Annotated in this window: 20 protein-coding genes; 18 read left to right on the top strand and 2 right to left on the bottom strand. The window is 64.8% G+C overall.

Going from position 1 to position 18,894, the window contains the following annotated elements:
• Positions 1–159: 159 nt before the first annotated feature.
• Complete coding sequence (locus P6U31_RS31195) at positions 160–999, top strand: SDR family NAD(P)-dependent oxidoreductase (RefSeq protein WP_407185485.1); 840 nt, start codon at positions 160–162, stop codon at positions 997–999.
• A gap of 113 nt (positions 1,000–1,112) precedes the next feature.
• Here the strand turns inward: P6U31_RS31195 and P6U31_RS31190 are convergent, their stop codons facing one another.
• The gene (locus tag P6U31_RS31190; RefSeq protein WP_407185484.1) at positions 1,113–1,325 is read right to left on the bottom strand and encodes a hypothetical protein; all 213 of its coding nucleotides are present in this window, start codon (positions 1,323–1,325) and stop codon (positions 1,113–1,115) included.
• Positions 1,326–1,561: 236 nt separating this feature from the next.
• Here P6U31_RS31190 and modD point away from each other — a divergent pair, with 236 nt between their 5' ends.
• The 11 genes from modD (at position 1,562) to P6U31_RS31135 (ending at position 12,929) form a co-directional block, all read left to right on the top strand.
• Positions 1,562–2,470, top strand: coding sequence for a ModD protein (modD, locus tag P6U31_RS31185; protein WP_407185483.1), 909 nt, complete (start codon positions 1,562–1,564; stop codon positions 2,468–2,470).
• A gap of 308 nt (positions 2,471–2,778) precedes the next feature.
• Positions 2,779–3,939 carry a transporter substrate-binding domain-containing protein gene (locus P6U31_RS31180; protein ID WP_407185482.1) on the top strand — a complete coding sequence of 387 codons (1,161 nt, stop codon included), beginning with the start codon at positions 2,779–2,781 and terminating at the stop codon, positions 3,937–3,939.
• Positions 3,936–4,601, top strand: a complete 666-nt coding sequence (locus P6U31_RS31175; protein ID WP_407185481.1) for an ANTAR domain-containing response regulator — start codon at positions 3,936–3,938, stop codon at positions 4,599–4,601. The genes P6U31_RS31180 and P6U31_RS31175 overlap by 4 nt, the downstream gene beginning before the upstream one ends.
• Positions 4,602–4,611: 10 nt before the next feature.
• The gene (locus P6U31_RS31170) at positions 4,612–5,865 is read left to right on the top strand and encodes an urea ABC transporter substrate-binding protein (RefSeq protein ID WP_407185480.1); all 1,254 of its coding nucleotides are present in this window, start codon (positions 4,612–4,614) and stop codon (positions 5,863–5,865) included.
• A gap of 116 nt (positions 5,866–5,981) precedes the next feature.
• Entirely contained in the window at positions 5,982–6,854 is an 873-nt protein-coding gene (locus tag P6U31_RS31165) for an ABC transporter permease subunit (protein ID WP_407185479.1), read from the top strand.
• A 15-nt stretch (positions 6,855–6,869) separates the two neighbouring features.
• Positions 6,870–7,934, top strand: coding sequence for a branched-chain amino acid ABC transporter permease (locus P6U31_RS31160; RefSeq protein ID WP_407185478.1), 1,065 nt, complete (start codon positions 6,870–6,872; stop codon positions 7,932–7,934).
• On the top strand, positions 7,934–8,650 hold the full coding sequence (locus P6U31_RS31155) for an ABC transporter ATP-binding protein (protein WP_407185477.1): 717 nt from the start codon (positions 7,934–7,936) through the stop codon (positions 8,648–8,650). The genes P6U31_RS31160 and P6U31_RS31155 overlap by 1 nt, the downstream gene beginning before the upstream one ends.
• Position 8,651: 1 nt before the next feature.
• Positions 8,652–9,371 carry an ABC transporter ATP-binding protein gene (locus P6U31_RS31150; protein ID WP_407190004.1) on the top strand — a complete coding sequence of 240 codons (720 nt, stop codon included), beginning with the start codon at positions 8,652–8,654 and terminating at the stop codon, positions 9,369–9,371.
• A 31-nt stretch (positions 9,372–9,402) separates the two neighbouring features.
• Positions 9,403–10,392: an acetamidase/formamidase family protein gene (locus P6U31_RS31145; RefSeq protein WP_407185476.1), complete on the top strand. Its 990-nt coding sequence runs from the start codon at positions 9,403–9,405 to the stop codon at positions 10,390–10,392.
• 13 nt (positions 10,393–10,405) lie between these two features.
• Positions 10,406–12,145: a nitrilase-related carbon-nitrogen hydrolase gene (locus P6U31_RS31140; protein ID WP_407185475.1), complete on the top strand. Its 1,740-nt coding sequence runs from the start codon at positions 10,406–10,408 to the stop codon at positions 12,143–12,145.
• A gap of 22 nt (positions 12,146–12,167) precedes the next feature.
• The gene (locus P6U31_RS31135) at positions 12,168–12,929 is read left to right on the top strand and encodes an SDR family NAD(P)-dependent oxidoreductase (RefSeq protein WP_407185474.1); all 762 of its coding nucleotides are present in this window, start codon (positions 12,168–12,170) and stop codon (positions 12,927–12,929) included.
• Here P6U31_RS31135 and P6U31_RS31130 read toward each other — a convergent pair.
• Positions 12,926–13,075 carry a hypothetical protein gene (locus tag P6U31_RS31130; protein ID WP_407185473.1) on the bottom strand — a complete coding sequence of 50 codons (150 nt, stop codon included), beginning with the start codon at positions 13,073–13,075 and terminating at the stop codon, positions 12,926–12,928. The genes P6U31_RS31135 and P6U31_RS31130 overlap by 4 nt on opposite strands.
• Before the next feature lie 170 nt (positions 13,076–13,245).
• On the opposite strand from P6U31_RS31130, the gene dusA reads away from it, so the two are divergent.
• The 6 genes from dusA to ssuC all read left to right on the top strand — a co-directional run bounded on the left by dusA (position 13,246) and on the right by ssuC (position 18,894).
• Positions 13,246–14,193, top strand: coding sequence for a tRNA dihydrouridine(20/20a) synthase DusA (gene dusA / locus P6U31_RS31125; RefSeq protein WP_407190003.1), 948 nt, complete (start codon positions 13,246–13,248; stop codon positions 14,191–14,193).
• A gap of 85 nt (positions 14,194–14,278) precedes the next feature.
• Entirely contained in the window at positions 14,279–15,445 is a 1,167-nt protein-coding gene (locus P6U31_RS31120; protein WP_407185472.1) for a cytochrome P450, read from the top strand.
• Between the two features lie 395 nt (positions 15,446–15,840).
• Entirely contained in the window at positions 15,841–16,791 is a 951-nt protein-coding gene (locus P6U31_RS31115; protein WP_407185471.1) for an aliphatic sulfonate ABC transporter substrate-binding protein, read from the top strand.
• A gap of 2 nt (positions 16,792–16,793) precedes the next feature.
• A complete protein-coding gene (locus P6U31_RS31110; RefSeq protein ID WP_407185470.1) occupies positions 16,794–16,916 on the top strand; it encodes a hypothetical protein in 123 nt (40 codons plus the stop codon).
• A gap of 11 nt (positions 16,917–16,927) precedes the next feature.
• Positions 16,928–18,091, top strand: coding sequence for an FMNH2-dependent alkanesulfonate monooxygenase (gene ssuD, locus P6U31_RS31105; protein ID WP_407185469.1), 1,164 nt, complete (start codon positions 16,928–16,930; stop codon positions 18,089–18,091).
• Positions 18,088–18,894 (top strand): aliphatic sulfonate ABC transporter permease SsuC, encoded by an 807-nt coding sequence (ssuC, locus tag P6U31_RS31100; RefSeq protein ID WP_407185468.1) that lies wholly within the window; start codon positions 18,088–18,090, stop codon positions 18,892–18,894. Before ssuD ends, ssuC begins: the two co-directional genes overlap by 4 nt.

The following is an 18,894-nucleotide window of genomic DNA, read 5'->3' as shown; positions in this document are numbered from 1 at the left end:
GTCCGAAAGCACACGCGCGCGTGTTGCAAACCTTCCATCGTGTCGAAAAGCCGACATCAAGCCGGGAAAACCGCAACGATTGGAGGCGTGGCCCAAATCCTGCAAAGTTGATCCTGTCGTAATCGCCGAGCGTCCGATCGGACGCAGTGAGGAGTTGACGTGAGGCTCGATCTGCTTGATCGCGATGCTGCGCCGGGTGGCGCCTCCGCGCCAGATCTCGCTTTGTGCCCGTTTCACGGCGACAAATCGCGCGCACAAGGCGGGCAACGAAAGACGCTGGTGCTGACCGGCGCGTCTCGCGGCATCGGCCACGCGACGGGGAAACTGTTCTCGGAGGCTGGCTGGCGGATCATCACCTGCTCCCGGCAACCCTTCGATGGCGAGCGATGTCCGTGGGATTCCGGGACGGACAATCACGTGCAGGTCGAATTGAGCGACCACCGCGCGCTGCCGCGCGCAGTCGCCGACATCAAGGAGCGGCTCGGGGGCGGGCCGCTGCATGCGTTGATCAACAATGCCGGCATTTCGCCGAAATCCGTCGACGGCTCGCGGCTGAATTCGCTGACGACGCCGGTGGAAACCTGGATGAGCGTGTTCCACGTCAACCTCCTCGCGCCGGTCCTGTTCGCTCAGGGCCTCGTGGAGGAATTGAAGCGGGCTGCCGGTTCGATCGTCAACGTCACCTCGATCGTGGGCTCGCGGGTACATCCGTTTGCCGGCACGGCCTATGCGACGTCGAAGGCCGCGCTCGCGTGCCTCACCCGCGAGATGGCGCACGACTACGCGCCGTTCGGAATCCGCGTCAACGCGATCGCGCCTGGCGAGATCAAGACCGATATCCTGTCGCCGGAGACCGAGGCCCAGCTGGCGCCGATCATCCCGCTGCACCGTGTCGGGACGCCCGACGAGGTGGCGAAGGTGATCTTCTTCCTGTGCTCGGATGCGGCCAGCTACGTCACAGGTGCTGAAGTACCTATCAACGGAGGGCAGCACGTGTGATCAACCGGCAGGCGCCGGTCGCCAAAGAAACTTTGCCGATTTGCGCTGGATCAATGCGGTGATCCCACTTTCGTGCGTGTCGCCCATTCCGACGGTAAATTCCGCGAAGCGGATCACAAAGCGTGCAAGTGCGACGGAATCTTTTTGCAGCGATGCTGACAAGTTGAGCGCGACTCATGTCCGGTCTTCGTCTTGAAGACGGCAGCGATCTCCTTGGCGGCATCGGTAAAGTTGGCGGCCACGGCGACGTTGGTCTGTGCGGCCTGCGCCTCGGCGAATGCGAGCAGCAGCCCTGCGGCGACGGCGATCGTACGAAACAGTTTCATGAATGAACTCCAGCTGACGGTAACTGCCTCCGCGCGAGCTCGATTGCTGCGAGGCGCCGGTCAGGGAAGGCTCAGCAATCGGCGTGCCGGATGCGCGGGTGAAATCTGGTGTGCGGATTGCAGCAATGAGCGTCGAAACACGGCTATTGCCGCCCCTGGGGGCGGCGAGATCGCGGATCCGTGTCGGGTTCACGACAATTGGTCGAGAAGCCGACACCGGCGAAAGGAACGAGGCTATGGCAACCGTTGCATCGCGCGCCGAGCTCGAGCGTCTGCTCGAAGACGATGTGCCCTACGGCGACCTCACCACCGAGGCGCTCGGGATCGGCAGGATCGACGGCGTCATGCAGTTTACCGCGCGTGCGCCGATGGTGCTGGCGCTCGCCGAGGATGCCGCCGCGATCATCGCGCTCGCCGGCTGCAAGGTCGAGCTGTTCGCCGCATCCGGCGCGTCGCTGGAGCAGGGCGCGCCGATCCTCGAGGCGCGCGGCCCGGCCGCCGGCCTGCTCAGGAGCTGGAAGGTCGCGCAGACGCTGATCGAGATCTGGTCGGGTGTCGCCAGCGAGACCCGCGCCATCGTCGACGCGGCGAGGGCGGTGGCCCCGCAAATTCCGGTTGCCTGCACGCGCAAGAACGTGCCGGGTATCAAGCGCTTTGCGGTCGCGGCGGTGAAAGCCGGCGGCGCCGTGATGCATCGGCTCGGCCTGTCGGAGACGGTGTTGGTGTTTCCAGAGCATCGCGCCTTTCTCGGCGAGCTGCCGCTGTTTCTGGCGGTCGAACGGTTGCGCCAGGCGGCGCCGGAGAAGAAGCTCGTGATCGAGGTCAAGTCCGCCGATGCCGCCCTTGCCGCGGCGGTCGCCGGCTTCGACGTCATTCAGGCCGAGAAGTTCTCACCAGCCGAGATCGCCGCGCTGGTGAAGCGCATCGCGTCAATGGCCTATGCGCGAGTGCGCCCGATCATTGCTGCCGCCGGCGGAGTCAATGCGGCGAATGCCAGGGAATATGCAGAGGCGGGCGCTGATGTCCTGGTCACCTCGTCGCCGTATCTGGCGAAACCGAGGGATGTGCAGGTGCGGATTGCGGCAGCCGATGAAACAGAATCTCCTCTTCATCACGATCGTGCCAATGCCCTGCTGCGTTCCTGAGCCGCCTGCTGCGATGAAGTGCCCGTAGCGCCGGCACCTGCGCGCTGCGGCCGAGCCGTCGCGCGGTCTCGGTCGCTGCACAGATTTGCTGCATGGCGATATGAATTGGAGCAGTCTGCGCTGCAACAACGCGCTTGACTTCGCTTTCGATCTCAACGACCGTATCGTCCAAGCGTTGGGCAGCTCAGCCCGTCAACGCGACGAGTTCAAACCATTTCCAACACCACGCTCATGTCGCGTGTTTGGTTGGCGGCGAGGGCGCCCTCGGCTTAACGGCCGGCGGGCGCTTTTTTGTTTTGGATCGAGTGATGACGCGAACGCGATATCGTATCGGTGTGATGTTCTCGACGACAGGGTCGTACGGCGTCGTCGCGCGTTCGATGCTCAACGGGGCGCTGCTCGCCTTCAATGAGACAAATGCCGGCTCCGACACGGTCGCGCTGGAGCCGGTCGTGGTCAATCCCAGCGGCGATCTTGCCCGCTACCGCTCCCTCAGCCTGGAGCTGCTCAATTCCGGGGTCCGTCACGTCGTCGGCTGCTACACCTCCTCGAGCCGCAAGGAGGTCATTCCCTGCTTCGAGAAGTTCGACGGCATGCTCTGGTACCCGTCCCACTACGAAGGGTTCGAGAGCTCCGACAATGTCGTCTATACCGGCGCCGCGCCGAACCAGCACGTTCTTCCGTTGGTGGACTATCTCGCCACGCGCGTCGGCAAGCGCGCCTTCTGCGTCGGCTCCAACTATATCTGGGCATGGGAGAACAACCGCATCTTCCGCGAGGCGCTCGTCGCGCGCGGCGGCGTCGTGCTCGCCGAGCGCTATCTCTCGGTCGGTGATACCGAAGTCGACCAGGTGATCGCGGCGATCATCGACCAGCGGCCCGACTTCGTCTTCAACAATCTGATCGGCACCAGCGCCTACGCCTTCTTTCGCGCGTTCCGTGCCGCCTGCCGCGCGCGCGGCATCGACCAGGCTGCGGACATCCCGGTTGCCAGCTGCACGCTTTCGGAGCCGGAGCTGCCGGAGATCGGACCGGACGCGGTCGATGGTCATTTGTCGTCGAGCGTCTATTTCTCGTCGCTGAACTCCCCTGAAAATGCCGCCTTCATCGCCGCCTATACCCGATCCTTTCCGGAGGGACCGGTGTCGTCGGCCGATGCCGAGGCGTCCTACATCGCCGTCAAGCTGCTCGCAGCGGCCCTGTCGCAGGCCGGCACCGACGACGCGCGCACGGTGCGGGCCGCGGTTGCCGACCAGCGGCTGCGAGCGCCGCAAGGGGAGGTCCGTATCGACCGGCAGACGTTGCACGCCTGGCTCACGCCGCGGATCGGCCGCTCCTCCGCCGACGGGCAATTCGAAGTGCTGCTGGAATCGCGCGAGCCGATCGCGCCCGATCCCTATCTCGTCCAGTCGTCGCCGCGCTTTGCCAGCGCGATGCGCTCTCCGCTGTTGAAGGTGGTGCAATCATGAGCTCTCGACTGCTGCAGAACTTCAAGGGCGGCCGTGCCATCGTCGTCACAAGGCGAGGGGGATGGGAAAGCACGCTCGAAACCACGCTGGCCAAGCTCGGCGTCTCCACCGAATATCCCGAGATCGTCGATGGCCGCGCCCGGATCGACGTCGCCAGCCTCCAGGCCGATCGCGACATCCTGTTCGTCGACGGCGACCTCGAAGGCGCAGTCGCAATCGAGGTCAACCCGGCCTCGCGGCTGCCGCCGGTGCCGGTGATCGGCCTCGTCGGGGTCGAGGCGCCGAGCCGGTTGAAGGCGCTGGTCAATCTCGGCGCCACCTCGTTCCTGCGCAAGCCGGTGCATGGCGGGGCGGTCTATACCTCCCTGTTCATGGGCATCAACCAGTTCCTGCTGCGCGCCGAAATGTATGAGCGCCTGCAGGGCCTCGAGGAGCGCCGGCGCGGTCGCCGCGCGGTGATCCGGGCGGTCATCCTGCTGGTGCAGCAGGACGGTCTCGACGAGGAAGGTGCCTATTCCCAACTCCGCCGCGACAGCATGCGCGCGCGGCAGAGCATGGAGCTCTATTGCGAGGAGTTTCTGAGCAAGCGGGCGAAGCCGCCCGATACGACCGGCCGCACGACCGGCATGACGCTGCAAGGCGGCAATAAGCAGGCCATCTAGGAGAAGCAACATGAGCAAGTCTGTATTGCGGGGGCTGCGCGCCGCAGCCCTCACGGGGACGCTTGTCCTCGGATCACCCATCGGATCAAACTTGGCGCTTGGAGCGGAAAACCCGATCAAGCTCGGCGTGCTGGAGGACCAGTCCGGCGACTTCGCCGCGGCCACGATCGGCAAGATTCACGCCATCCAGCTCGCCGCAGACGAGATCAACAAGGCCGGCGGCATCATGGGCCGGCCGCTGGAGCTCGTCGCCTACGACACCCAGTCCGACAACACCCGCTACCAGGAGTTCATGCGTCGCGTGCTCCAGCGCGACAAGGTCGACGTCGTGTTCGCGGGCTTCTCCTCGGCCTCGCGCGAGGCGTATCGCCCGATCGTCGACCAGTTCAACGGCTTCGCCTTCTACAACAACCAGTACGAGGGCGGCGTCTGCGACGGCCACATGATCGTCACTGGTGCCGTGCCCGAGCAGCAGTTCTCGACGCTCATTCCATACATGATGGAGAAGTACGGCAAGAACGTCTACACGCTCGCCGCCGACTACAATTTCGGCCAGATCTCGGCCGAATGGGTGCGCAAGATCGTCAAGGAGAACGGTGGCAAGATGGCAGGCGAGGAGTTCATCCCGCTCGGCGTCTCGCAGTTCTCGCAGAGCATCCAGAACATCCAGAAGGCCAAGCCCGACTTCGTGGTCACGCTGCTGGTCGGCACCGCGCAGGCCTCCTATTACGAGCAGGCGGCGTCCGCCAACGTCAACCTGCCGATGGCGTCCTCGGTGAACGTCGGCCAGGGCTACGAGCACAAGCGCTTCAAGCCGCCGAGCCTGAAAGACATGTACGTCACCACCAACTACATCGAAGAGATCGACTCGCCCAAGAGCAAGGAATTCTACGCCAAGTTCAAGGCCAAGTTCCCGAGCGAGCCCTATGTGAACCAGGAGGCGGAGAACTCCTATCTCGCGGTCTATCTCTACAAGCAGATGGTGGAGCGCGCGAAATCGACCAAGCGCGAGGAGATCCGCAAGGTGATCGCGCTGGGTGACGTCTGCATGGACGCGCCGGAGGGCAAGGTCTGCATCGACCCGAAGAGCCAGCACATGTCGCATACGATCTATCTCGCCAAGGTCGGCGCCGATCACTCGATCTCCTTCCCGAAGACCTGGGAAGACATCAAGCCGTACTGGCTGGGTGAAGCCGGCTGCGACCTCACCAAGAAGGATCCGATGGCTCAGTACACGCCGTCGAACCCGCCGCCGAAACCCTGACCCGGCGGCCGATCGCTCCGGCCCTCCCGGCACGCCTCCGGCGTTGCCGGTGGGCCGGGGCGATCACGGACATCTGCGACGACAATTCTGCGTCTTCCCTCAGACCTGGTTGGTTCATGGACATCGCGACCCACGTCTTCTCGGCGCTCTATCAATTCGGCGACGCCTTCGCGTTTCTGGTGCTCTCGGCCTGCGGGCTCGCGGTGATCTTCGGCATGATGGGCGTGATCAATCTCGCCCATGGCGAGTTCATCATGTGCGGTGCCTACGTCACCGCCGCGACCGTGCATGCGGGCCTGCCGCTGCCGCTGGGAATACTGGCGGGCACCCTGGTCTCGGCGCTGGTCGGCGTCCTGGTCGAGCTTGCGGTGATCCGCCATCTCTACGACCGGCCGCTCGACACCATCGTCGCCACCTGGGGCCTCAGCCTGATCGCAACGCAGGGCACGCTGATCATGGTGGGCTCGACCATGGCCGGCGTCGGCACGCCGTTCGGCAGCTTCCAGGTCGGCGACTACTCCTATTCGATCTATCGCATCGTGCTGTTCTGCGCCGCTCTCGGCGTGCTCGCCGCGCTCTACGCGCTGTTCAACTGGACGCGCTTCGGCGTGCTGGCGCGCGCCACCATCCAGGTGCCGCACATGGCGGCGGCGCTCGGCGTCGACACCCGGCTGATCTACAGCCTCACCTTCGCTTGCGGGGCAGGGCTCGCCGGCCTTGCCGGCGGTCTCTACGCGCCGACCATGACGCTGGTGCCGACCATGGGGGCGACCTTCATCATGGAGGCTTTCGTCACCGTCGTGATCGGCGGCGCCGACGTCTTCCTCGGCACGGCGCCGGCCGGCGGTGTGCTCGCGGTGGTGAAGTCGGTCATGACCTCCTGGCAGGGGCAGCTGTTCGGACAGATCGGCCTGCTGGTGGCCGTCATCATCGTGGTCCGGGTGCTGCCGAAGGGCATTTCCGGCTTCGTGCTGCGCGAGCGCACCTGACGGAGTGATGGCGTCGTGACCGGTCTCCTCTCGCTGTTTCGCCGTCTCGAAGGCCCGCAGACCGCAGGTCGCGGTCCGGCCTTCTGGAGCCTGTTCGCACTCGTGCTCGCTGTCGCATTCGCCTATCCGCTGTTCAGCGACGGCTATACCGTCGGCAACACCGTGTACTTCTTCGTCTGGGTGTTCATCGCGCTCAGCCTGTGCCTGATCTGGGGCTATGGCGGCTCGCTCTCCTTCGGCCAGACCGCCTTCTTCGGGATTGCGGGTTATGGCTACGGCATCCTCACCATCAATTTTGGCGCGGCCTACGGCTTCACGCTGCTGGCTTTGGTCGCGGCGGTGGCGATCGCCGCGCTTTTCGCCGTGCTGCTCGGCTACTTCATGTTCTTCGGCCGCATCGCCGGCGTCTTCCTCGGCATCGTCACGCTCGCCGTCACCTTGATGCTGGAACGCTTCATGGCGCAGACCGCGGGGCCGGAATGGCACATCGGAGCTGCGCGCCTCAACGGCTTCAACGGCATGAGCGCGATGCCGCCGCTGACCATCCCCTGGCCGGGCGAGCCCATCGTGCTGTTCGCCGATGTCGGGCTCTACTATTTCGTGCTCGGCCTTCTGGTCCTGGTTTACCTCGCCTTGCGCATCCTGATGAACTCCTCCTTCGGCAACGTCATCGTCGCCATCCGCGAGAACCCTGAACGCGCCGAGATGCTCGGCTACGACGTCCGCAAATACCAGCTCATCACCTTCGTGATCGGCGCGGCGCTCGCAGGGCTCTCCGGCGTGCTTTACACGGTGTGGGGCCAGTACATCACGCCGTCGAGCATGGGCATGACCGCCGCTGCGCTGCCGTTGATCTGGGTCGCGGTCGGCGGCCGCAGCGATCTGACCTCGACCGTGATCGGCACACTGGTGGTTCTTGCCGCGTTCCAGGCGCTGACGATCTACGGCAGCCAGTACGCGCTGGTCTTCATGGGCGTGCTGCTCGTGCTCACGGTGCTGATCGCGCCCAACGGCCTGGTGCTGGGGGTCATGAACTGGTTGGGCCGCATCGCCTCCCGCCTCATGCAGAGGGCCGGCTGATGTCGCTGCTGGAGCTGCGCAAGCTGAACAAGCATTTCGGTGGCCTGCACGTGACCAATTCCGTGGATCTCACGCTGCGAGCCGGCGAGATCCATTGCCTGATCGGCCCCAACGGCGCCGGCAAGAGCACGCTGTTCCGCCTGATCCTCGGCGAGCATCATCCCGGCAGCGGCGACATTCTCTTTGCCGGAGAGAACATCACCGCGCTGAAATCCTTTGCCCGGATCCACCGCGGCCTGTCGGTCAAGTTCCAGGTGCCCGGGGTTTTCAAGGGTCTCTCGGTCCGTCAGAACCTCGAGATTGCCTTGCAGAGCCGGCACCGCGGCGCCGAGCTCGAAGCCGAGATCGGGCGGCTGCTCGCCTTCCTCGGCCTCGAATCCGAGCAGGCGCAGACCGCCGGCAATCTCAGCCACGGCCAGAAGCAATGGCTCGAGATCGGCATGGCAATCAGCCTGAAGCCGCGCCTGTTGCTGCTGGACGAGCCCACCGCCGGCATGTCGCCGGAGGAAACCCATATGACGGGCGAGATGGTGCAGCGGCTCAATGCCGACGGCATGACGGTGCTCGCGATCGAGCACGACATGGCCTTCGTCCGGCAGGTCGCGCACCGCGTCACCGTGCTGCATCTCGGCCAGGTCTTCGCGCAGGGCTCCATCGACGAGATCGTGGCCGATGAGCGCGTGGCGGCAATCTATCTGGGACAGGCCCATGCTTGATATGCCGCGCAAGGAAGTGATCCTCTCGACCCTGGGCTTGCGCGCCGGCTATGGCGGCAAGCCGGTGCTCCAGGGCCTCGAGATCGAGGTGCGCGAAGGCGAGATCGTCGCCGTGATCGGCCGCAACGGCGTCGGCAAGTCGACGCTGATGAAGAGCCTGATCGGGCTCGTGCCGGCGATGAGCGGCTCGATCGTCTATCGCGGTGATCCCGTGGAATCCTTGGCCGCCCACAAGCGGGCGCGTCTCGGCATGGGCTATGTACCGCAGGGGCGCGACGTGTTTCCGCGCCTGACCGTCGGCGAGAACGTCGCGGTCGGCGCGGCGATCAAGGGCGGCGGCATTCCCGAAGCGGGGCGGCGCAAGATCGTCGAGGCTTTTCCGATTCTCGAAGAGCGCTGGCATCAGCGCGCCGGCACCATGTCCGGGGGCCAGCAGCAGCAGCTTGCGATCGGTCGGGTGCTGATTGCCGATCCAAGTCTGATCCTGCTCGACGAGCCCTCGGAGGGCATCCAGCCCAACATCGTCCAGGACATTGCGCGCAACATGGTCGAGCTCAACCGCAGGACCGGCGTGACCATCATCCTGGTCGAGCAGAACCTCGACATGATCCGCGCCATGGCGCAGCGCTGCTACGTCATGGACAAGGGCCGCATCGTCGCAAACCTCGATCGCGCGGCGCTCGACGATGCGGCCGAGATGCGTCGCCATCTTGCGGTTTGAAGGCGAGCCAACGGCAGAAGGAGAAAAGCAAATGTCCTGGCAGAAAGACTCCATCATGGCCCGCAAGGGCGTCGCCAAAGGCGAGCGCGGCACGGCCTACACCATCACCGAGAGCGAGCAGGGCAAGTACCACTATGTCTACGGCCCCTATGTGAAGCCGGTGCTGACCGTCGATCCCGGTGCCGTCGTCTCCGCGGAGACCCATGATGCCTTCGAGGGCGCCATCAAGACCGAGACCGACAGCCCCTCGAAGATCCTCAACTTCCCCTTCCTCAATCCGCAGAACGGGCCGATCCACGTCAACGGCGCCGAGAAGGGCGACACGCTCGCTGTTTATATCGAGAGCATCGTGCCGCGCGGCCCGCAGCCGCGTGGCACCACGGTGATCATGCCGGAGTTCGGTGGCCTGGTCAGCACGGGCAACACGGCGCTGCTCAACCCGGCGCTGCCAGAGCGGGTCAAGAAGCTCGAGATCGACGCCAAGACCGGCACCAAATGGAACGACAAGATCACGCTGCCCTATGAGCCGTTCATCGGCACCATCGGCACCTCGCCGGAGATCGAAGCGATCTCCTCGCTGGTCCCCGATTACTATGGCGGCAACATGGACCTGCCTGACATCGGCGTCGGCGCCGTCATCTACCTGCCGGTCAACACCAAGGGCGCGCTCCTTTATCTCGGCGATTGCCACGCGGCGCAAGGCGATGGCGAGCTCTGCGGCGTCGCCATCGAGCATCCGACCGTGACCACGGTGCAGGTCGATCTCATCAAGAACTGGACCATCGCCTGGCCGCGCCTGGAAACAAAGGACTTCATCATGACCATCGGCTCGGCCCGGCCAATGGAGGATGCGGCCCGCATCGCCTATCGCGAGCTCTGCCGCTGGATGGCCGCCGACTACGGTTTCGACGAGATCGACGCCTACATGCTGTTGACCCAGGCCGGCCGGGTCAGGCTCGGCAACATGGTCGATCCCAAATACACGTTGGGTGCTTCGATCAAGAAGTCCTATCTCGGTTGAGCCAGGCCTGTTCATGTCCACCATTCACAAGGTCGCCGCCATCCAGTTCGAGCCGACCATGTTCGAGAAGGCGGGCAACATCGCCCGCCTGCTCGAGCTCTGCGAGCAGGCGGCGGCCGCCGGTGCAAAGCTGATCGTCACGCCGGAAATGGGAACGACCGGTTATTGCTGGTTCGACCGGGCCGAGGTTGCACCGTTCGTCGAGACCATTCCGGGGCCGACCACGAGCCGCTTTGCGGCGCTGGCGCGCAAGCATGGCTGCTACATCGTGGTCGGCATGCCTGAGGTCGATGAGGACAACATCTATTTTAACACCGCCGTCCTGATCGGGCCGGACGGCATCGTCGGCCGGCACCGCAAGACGCATCCTTACATTTCCGAGCCGAAATGGGCCGCGGCCGGCGACCTCCACAACCAGGTGTTCGAGACCCCGATCGGCCGCATCGCGCTGCTGATCTGCATGGACATCCACTTCGTGGAGACCGCGCGGCTGATGGCGCTGGGCGGCGCCGACGTCATCTGCCACATTTCGAACTGGCTGTCGGAGCGCACGCCGGCGCCTTACTGGATCAGCCGCGCCTTCGAGAACGGCTGCTATGTCATCGAGAGCAACCGCTGGGGGCTCGAGCGCACCGTGCAGTTCAGCGGCGGAAGCTGCGTGATCGCGCCGGACGGGAAGGTGATCGCGGTGCTCGACAAGGGCGACGGCGTGCTGCTGTCGGAGATCGACCTCGACGCCGCGCGCGCCCGCCGCGTGCTCGGCGAAGCTGTCTTTGCGCAGCGCCGGCCGGAACTCTATCCGGAGCTGCTGACCGATACGTTCAGCTGGAATCCGCGCGACTTCTTTGGTCTCTACGGCCACGAGCCGTGGCCGCCCGGCAAGACGTCGCGGGTCAGCGTCGCGCAATTTGCGCCTGGTGACGACATCGACCAGAATCTTGCGGAGATCGCGGCACTCGCGCGCAAGGCCGGCGCGGAAGGTGCGGATCTCGTCGTCTTCCCGGAGCTTGCGGTCACCGGTTTCGGCGATCCCGCGACGTCGGCGCAGCCGATACCAGGTGCGGTGACCGATCGCCTCGAGGAACTCGCCGCGGAGCTGGGTCTCTACCTCGTCTGTGGCCTGGCGGAGCGCGCCGGCGACACGCTTTACAACAGCGCCTGCCTTGTCGCTCCGGACGGGGACATCTCGGTCTATCGCAAGACGCATCTCACCGCCGACGAGCGAAGCTGGGCGACCGCGGGAGAAGGCTGGACCGTCGTCGACACGCCGATCGGCCGCATCGGGATGTTGATCGGCCATGACACCTCGTTTCCGGAGGCAGGCCGGGTGCTGGCGCTGCGCGGCTGCGATCTCATCGCCTGTCCTGCCGCAATCAAGGGCCGCTTCAGTTCGTCCCATGCCGGCACGGAGGTCGAGCAGCCGAAGCCGATTCCCACGGGGCCGGATCCGCATCACTGGCATCATCTGCGCGTTCGCGCCGGCGAGAACAATTTGTTCTTCGCCTTCGCCAATGTCGCCGATGCCGAACGCCTCTATCCCGGGCTGAGCGGCGTGTTCGGGCCCGACACGTTCGCGTTTCCGCGGCGCGAGGCGATTGCCGCCGGCGGCACAGGGCTTGCAACTGCGCTGATCGACACCACCAATCTCGACAGCGTCTATCCGACCAATGTGGTGCGCCGAAAGGATCTGGTCTCGATGCGCATGCCGCACAGCTATCGCGGATTGGTCAAAATGGCTGCGAGCAACTACTGAACCAAGAAGAAGGAAGCGGACCATGGATCTGGGACTCAAGGGCGCAAAAGTTCTCGTCACGGGAAGCACCAAGGGAATCGGCCGCGCGATCGCCGAGACATTTGCCGCCGAGGGCGCCGATGTCGGGGTATGCTCCCGTAATCCCGCCGAAGTCGAAAGCACCGTCGCTGCGCTCAAAGCCAAGGGCGTTGCGGCCTATGGCGGCGCGGTCGACGTGGCAGATGCGGCGGTCCTGAAGGCCTGGGTCGAAGATATGGCGTCCAAGCTCGGCGGCATCGACGTCGTCGTCGCCAATGTCAGCGCGCTTGCGATCGGGCAGGACGACGAGAGCTGGCAGAAGGAATTTTCGACCGACATGATGGGCACGGTGCGGCTGGTGAACGTGGCCATGCCGTATCTGGAGAAGAGCAAGGCCGGCGCGATCGTCACCATCTCCAGCGTCTCCGGCCGCGAAGTCGATTTCGCCGCCGGCCCCTATGGCACCTTCAAGGCCGCGATCATCCATTACACGCAAGGACTGGCCAACCAGCTCGCGGCGAAGGGCATTCGCGCCAATTCGGTCTCGCCCGGCAATACTTATTTCGAGGGTGGGGTCTGGAACATGATCAAGGACAACAACCCCGAGCTCTACAAGACCGCGCTGGCTCTCAATCCGACGGGACGGATGGGCACGCCGCAGGAAATGGCCAATGCGGTGGTGTTCCTCGCAAGCCGCGCGGCGAGCTTCATCACCGGGACGAACCTCGTCGTCGACGGCGCATTGACGCGTGGCGTCCAGTTTTAGCGAGACTGCGACCAGAGCATGCGGAGCCTTGGCAGGATGCAGTCGACGTCCTTGTTGCCGTCGACCACCTGCGTGCCCTTGAGATCGACCGCAATCACGCGGAGCCGATAGACATCCTGTGCGCCGAGGCCGCTTGTCCAGCCCATCCGTCCGGTGATATCGCCCGGCACGCCTTTGGCGCGCCGAACGCGTCCGGAATCCGAACGATCAGATATGCGCTTGAATATGCTGGGGAAAAATTCAGTCGCGCGCCGTTGCATTAGGGCGACAATTCGTTTAAGCCGTTGATATGAAATACAAATTTAGTGTTGCCCCGATGATGGATTGGACCGACCGGCACTGCCGGGTGTTCCATCGCCACCTATCGCGGCGGGCGCTGCTCTACACGGAGATGCTGACGACCGGAGCCGTCATCCACGGTGACCGCGAGCGGCTGCTTGGGTTCGACGCGGTCGAGCATCCGGTCGCGCTTCAGCTTGGCGGGTCGGATCCCGACGAGCTGGCGCAGGCGGCGCAGATCGGCGAGGCGTTCGGCTATGACGAGATCAATCTCAATGTCGGCTGCCCGTCCGACCGCGTGAAGGACGGCCGCTTCGGCGCCTGCCTGATGGCGGAGCCGGAGCTGGTGGCGAGGTGCGTCGAGGCGATGAAGCGCGCGGTCGCGGTGCCCGTCACGGTGAAATGCCGGATCGGGATCGACGACCAGGATCCTGAAGCTGCGCTCGACGAACTTGCGCGCGCGGTGGTCGCCTCAGGCTGCGATGCGCTGATCGTGCATGCCCGCAAGGCCTGGCTCAACGGTCTGTCGCCGAAGGAGAATCGCGATATCCCGCCGCTCGACTACGACCGCGTCTATCGGCTCAAGCGCGCGATGCCCGACTTGCCCGTCATCATCAACGGCGGCATCCCCGGTGTAGACGAAGCGAAGGCGCATCTCGAACATGTCGACGGCGTGATGCTCGGCCGTGCCGCCTATCAGGAACCGTGGCGGCTGCTCTCCGTCGATTCCGAGATCTTCGGCGAAGCGGCTCCGCATGCCTCCATGCAGGCCGCGCTCGAGGCGATGATGCCTTATATCGAGCAGCAGCTCGCGCGCGGCACGCGGCTGCACGCGATCACGCGGCATTTCGTCGGCGCATTTCACGCCGTGCCCGGCGCGCGGGCCTTCCGCCGCCATCTCGCCGAGCAGGGCACGCGTCCCGGAGCAGGCGGCGATGTCCTGAGCGATGCGATCGCCAAAGTCGGATTTAGGCAGGCTGCTTAGCCCTGTCCCAATCGCTGGGGACAGACGGCGGCGCCTGAACGCGCTAAGAGCTGACCCGGACAAGGACCGCGCAAGGGAGCGAAGCTTGAGCACCGCGCCACGCATCGACATCGATCCCGTCGCATTCTGGTGCGATCCTTATCCCATGCTCGCAAAAATGCGCAAGGAGGCACCGATCGCCTTCGTGCCGCAGCTCGGCTCGACGCTACTGACCAGCCGGGACGACATCTCGATCTCCGAGAAGCAGATCGACGTGTTCTCCTCGCACCAGCCCGCCGGCCTGATGAACCGGCTGATGGGCCACAACATGATGCGCAAGGACGGCGAGGCGCATCAGGTCGAGCGCCGCGCGATGTTCCCGACGGTGTCGCCGAAAACGGTGAAGGCGCACTGGACAGCGGTGTTTCAGGCCCATGCCGATCGCATCATCGATTCGATCGCGCCGGGACGGGTCGATTTCATGCGCGACTTCGCGCTGCCGTTCTCCGGCGAATGCCTGAAATCGATCACCGGTCTCACCAATATCGGCTTTGGCGATATGGACGCCTGGTCGCAGGGCATGATCGAGGGCATCGCCAATTACGCCGGCGATCCCGATGTCGAGGCGCGCTGTCATGCGGCGACGTCGGGCATCGACGCCGCGATCGATGACATCCTGCCGGTGATGCGCAAGCACCCCGACCAGAGCATCCTCGGCGTTCTTCTCGCCTCGGGCATGCCGATGGAGAGCGTGCGCGCCAACGTCAAGCTCGCAATATCAGGCGGACAGAACGAGCCGCGCAAGGCTATCGCCGGCACGGTGTGGGCGCTTTTGACCCATCCCGACCAGCTCGACCTGGTCCTTCGCGGTGAAGTGACCTGGCTGCAGGCGTTCGAGGAATACGCCCGCTGGATCTCGCCGATCGGGATGTCGCCGCGCCGGATCGCAAAGCCCTGGAGCATCCCTGACGTCGCCTTCGAAACTGATGAGCGCGTGTTCCTGATGTTCGGCTCCGCCAACCGCGACGAGAAGCATTTCGACCGCGCCGACGAGTTCGATCTGCGCCGCGACGTGACCAAGAGCGTCGCCTTCGGCGCCGGCCCCCATTTCTGCGCCGGCGCCTTCGCCTCCCGTGCCATGATCGCCGACGTCGCGCTGCCGACCGTGTTCGCGCGGGCGAAGAGGCTCGAGATCGCCGATGACGAGCCGGTGCGGATCGGCGGCTGGGCGTTTCGGGGCCTGCAGAATTTGCCGGTGCGGTGGCTGCATTAGGCCTAGCGCGCGTCTTGCCCGAACGCTCGCAAGGCCGCGATCATGCCATCATGCTCCTGTTTTGCCCGACAGAGCAAATTGTCTTGCCTGCGGCGCAAATCGCCGCCTCGTAAGTCATTGATCCTGCTATCGCCGTCTACTGTGCATGGGGTTGTTTTCGACGTTTTGAGCTCCAGCGCTCCGCCGCGCCTGGGCAGACTCGCGCGGCGCTCACATTCGCGTGCGATAAAAATCCCTCTGCATCATCGCGCGAGCTTGAAAGATTACTCATGCGCATCGCCGCACGCGCAGTGCTCGCATCGCTATTTTCCTGGACGCCTCGACACATCTCGCGCGCCGCACCATCATTTGCCGGCACGTGAACGATGGCGGCCGCAGGCGGCCGGGAGAGTGGAATGCAGCGTCGTGACTTCCTCAAACTGTCTGCCGGAACCGCAGTTGCCGCCGCGTTGACGGGGCGCGCGAATGCGCAAGGCGCGGTGAAGGAAATTCGTATCGGCTACCAGAAGACCGGCGTGCTGGTGATCGCGCGCCAGCAGGCTTCCCTGGAAAAACATTTCACGCCGCAAGGCATCGACGTGAAATGGATAGAGTTCTCCTCGGGCCCGCCGATGATGGAAGCGATGAACGTCGGCAGCGTGGACTTTGGCGCGGTCGGCGATTCCCCGCCGGTGTTCGCGCAGGCCGCGGGCGCCGCGATCGTCTATGCCGCCGGTCAGCCCATCACCAACGGGCAGGGCATCCTGGTGCCCAAGGATTCGCCGATCCGCGACATCGCTGAGCTGAAGGGCAAGCGCGTCGGCTTCACCAAGGGCTCCAGTGCCCACAACGTCGTGGTGCAGACGCTGGAGAAGGCCGGCCTCACCTATGCCGACATCACCCCGGTCTATCTGACGCCGCCGGATGCGGGCCCGGCCTTTGCCAATGGCAGCATCGAGGCTTGGGCGATCTGGGATCCGTATTTTGCGATCGGCGAGACCAGGCAGAACGGCCGCATCCTGATCAATGCGCGCGAGGTCACCAAGACCAACTCCTTCTACATCGCCAATCGCGCGTTCGCGAAGAACCATGCGGCGATCCTGCAGCAGATCGTCGACGTGACGACCGCGGCGGGCCAATGGGCCGAGCAGCACCGCGACGAGGTCGCCAGATCGCTCGCCGCGATCACCGGCGTTCCCCTGGATATTCAGACCGTCGCGGCCAACCGCGCGAACTTCGTGGTCGGCCCCGTCACCGACGACATCGTCGCAACCCAGCAGGGCGTCGCCGATCGCTTCTACAAGCTCGGCCTGATCCCCAAGCCGGTTCAGATCCGCGACATCGTCTGGCGCAACCCGGCGGCCTGACCGTGCCGACTACATTTCCCACGCACAAGGGCTTGAACATGAAGCGTATCATTCAGCGCGTGATCGCGGCCATCGTGCTGTCGATCGGCATCGTTGCCGCCGCGGTCGGCACGTCGTTCGGCTAGGGGGCAGATCGATGAGCCAACCAAACGCCAACATCCTCTGGTTCCTGCCGACCCACGGTGACGGCCGCTATCTCGGCACCGGCATCGGCGGCCGCGAGGTCAACTTCAACTATCTGCGCCAGATCGCACAGGCTGCCGATCAGCTCGGTTATTTCGGCGTGCTGTTGCCGACCGGGAGGTCCTGCGAGGATTCGTGGATCGTCGCTTCCTCGGTCGCCCCGTTCACCGAGCGGCTGCGCTATCTGGTCGCCGTTCGTCCCGGCCTGCAATCGCCGAGCGTGGCCGCGCGCATGACCGCGACGCTCGACCGCATCTCGAACGGCCGGCTGCTCGTCAACGTCGTCACCGGCGGCGATCCGGTCGAGAACAAGGGCGACGGCATCTTCCTCGGCCATGACGAACGCTACGAGGTCACCCGCGAGTTCCTGAACGTCTATAGCGACCTGCTCGCGGGCAGGACCGTCAATGCCGCGGGCAAGCACATCCGCATCGAGGACGGCAAGCTGCTGTTTCACCCGGTGCAGTCGCCGCGGCCGCCGCTCTATTTCGGCGGCTCCTCGGATGCCGGCATCGACGTCGCCGTCGACACCGTCGACAAATATCTCACCTGGGGCGAGCCGCCGGCGCTCGTTGCCGAGAAGATCGCGAAGGTGAGGGAGGTCGCCGCCGCCCGCGGCCGAAAATTCTCCTTCGGCATCCGTCTACATGTCATTGTCCGCGAGACCAACGAAGAAGCCTGGCGTGCTGCGAATGAGCTGATCAGGCATGTCAGCGACGCCACCATCGCGCTGGCGCAGAAGAACTTTGCCCGCATGGATTCGGTCGGTCAGCAGCGCATGGCGCAGCTCCATGGCGGCAAGCGCGACAAGCTCGAGATCGCCCCGAACCTGTGGGCTGGCATCGGCCTCGTCCGCGGCGGCGCCGGGACGGCGCTGGTCGGCGACGCCGAGACGGTGGCGGCCCGCATCAGGGAGTATCAGGATCTCGGCATCGATACCTTCATCATGTCGGGCTACCCGCATCTGGAGGAAGCCTATCGCTTTGCCGAGCTGGTCTTCCCGCTGCTCTCGCTGGAGCGGCCGAGCAACGTCACGAAGCTCCACTTCAACGGCGGTCCTTTCGGCGAGACGGTCGGCAGCGATTTCCGCCCGCAGCACCGGGTGTCGCAATCATGAGCCTGATCGACAGCATTCCCCTTCCACGCAGGGTCCGCCTGCCGCGCGTCGATGGCCTGGTCCAGTGGATCGTGCCGCTTGTCATCATCGCGATCTGGCAGGTCGCGAGCGTCACCGGCTTCGTGCCGACGCGCGTGCTGCCGGCCCCGAGCGACGTCGTGCTCTCGGGGTGGAAGCTGCTGCTCTCCGGCGAGCTCGGTCGCAACATCTGGGTCTCGTTCTGGCGCGCCTCGATCGGCTTCTTGATCGGCGGCAGCATCGGCTTTGCGTTCGGCCTCGCCAATGGCCTGTCGCAGCTCTCGGCGAAGCTCACCGATACGACGCTGCAGATGGTACGTAACGTGCCGCATCTGGCGCTGATCCCGCTGGTCATCCTCTGGTTCGGCATCGACGAGAGCGCCAAGCTGTTCCTGGTGGCGCTGGGGGTGTTCTTTCCGATCTATCTCAACACGCTGCACGGGATCCGCACCGTCGATCCGCAGCTGATCGAGATGGGACGCATCTACGGCATGACCGACGGCGAACTGTTCCGCCGCGTGATCTTCCCGGGCGCGCTGCCTTCGATCTTCGTCGGCATCCGCTTTGCGCTCGGCATCATGTGGCTGACGCTGATCGTCGCCGAGACCATCGCGGCGTCTTCGGGACTCGGCTATATGGCGATGCAGGCGCGCGAGTTCATGCTGATCGACGTCGTCGTGCTCTCGATCCTGATCTACGCCCTGCTCGGCAAGCTCGCCGACAGCGCCTCCCGCGTGCTGGAGCGTCTGACGCTTTCTTGGCACCCCGCCTTTCAGAAACGTTGA

Origin of the sequence: Bradyrhizobium centrosematis (assembly GCF_045571495.1) — a bacterium.
GTDB lineage: Bacteria > Pseudomonadota > Alphaproteobacteria > Rhizobiales > Xanthobacteraceae > Bradyrhizobium > Bradyrhizobium centrosematis.
The sequence above is the reverse complement of the archived record's forward strand: the minus strand, read 5'-3'. Positions and strand labels throughout refer to the sequence as shown.

Coding starts and splice junctions, on each gene's coding strand:
- P6U31_RS31190 (WP_407185484.1), bottom strand. CDS start 1,325: ATGAAACTGTTTCGTACGATCGCCGTCGCCGCAGGGCTGCTGCTCGCA.
- modD (WP_407185483.1), top strand. CDS start 1,562: ATGGCAACCGTTGCATCGCGCGCCGAGCTCGAGCGTCTGCTCGAAGAC.
- P6U31_RS31180 (WP_407185482.1), top strand. CDS start 2,779: ATGACGCGAACGCGATATCGTATCGGTGTGATGTTCTCGACGACAGGG.
- P6U31_RS31175 (WP_407185481.1), top strand. CDS start 3,936: ATGAGCTCTCGACTGCTGCAGAACTTCAAGGGCGGCCGTGCCATCGTC.
- P6U31_RS31170 (WP_407185480.1), top strand. CDS start 4,612: ATGAGCAAGTCTGTATTGCGGGGGCTGCGCGCCGCAGCCCTCACGGGG.
- P6U31_RS31165 (WP_407185479.1), top strand. CDS start 5,982: ATGGACATCGCGACCCACGTCTTCTCGGCGCTCTATCAATTCGGCGAC.
- P6U31_RS31155 (WP_407185477.1), top strand. CDS start 7,934: ATGTCGCTGCTGGAGCTGCGCAAGCTGAACAAGCATTTCGGTGGCCTG.
- P6U31_RS31150 (WP_407190004.1), top strand. CDS start 8,652: ATGCCGCGCAAGGAAGTGATCCTCTCGACCCTGGGCTTGCGCGCCGGC.
- P6U31_RS31145 (WP_407185476.1), top strand. CDS start 9,403: ATGTCCTGGCAGAAAGACTCCATCATGGCCCGCAAGGGCGTCGCCAAA.
- P6U31_RS31140 (WP_407185475.1), top strand. CDS start 10,406: ATGTCCACCATTCACAAGGTCGCCGCCATCCAGTTCGAGCCGACCATG.
- P6U31_RS31135 (WP_407185474.1), top strand. CDS start 12,168: ATGGATCTGGGACTCAAGGGCGCAAAAGTTCTCGTCACGGGAAGCACC.
- P6U31_RS31130 (WP_407185473.1), bottom strand. CDS start 13,075: ATGGGCTGGACAAGCGGCCTCGGCGCACAGGATGTCTATCGGCTCCGC.
- dusA (WP_407190003.1), top strand. CDS start 13,246: ATGATGGATTGGACCGACCGGCACTGCCGGGTGTTCCATCGCCACCTA.
- P6U31_RS31115 (WP_407185471.1), top strand. CDS start 15,841: ATGCAGCGTCGTGACTTCCTCAAACTGTCTGCCGGAACCGCAGTTGCC.
- ssuD (WP_407185469.1), top strand. CDS start 16,928: ATGAGCCAACCAAACGCCAACATCCTCTGGTTCCTGCCGACCCACGGT.
- ssuC (WP_407185468.1), top strand. CDS start 18,088: ATGAGCCTGATCGACAGCATTCCCCTTCCACGCAGGGTCCGCCTGCCG.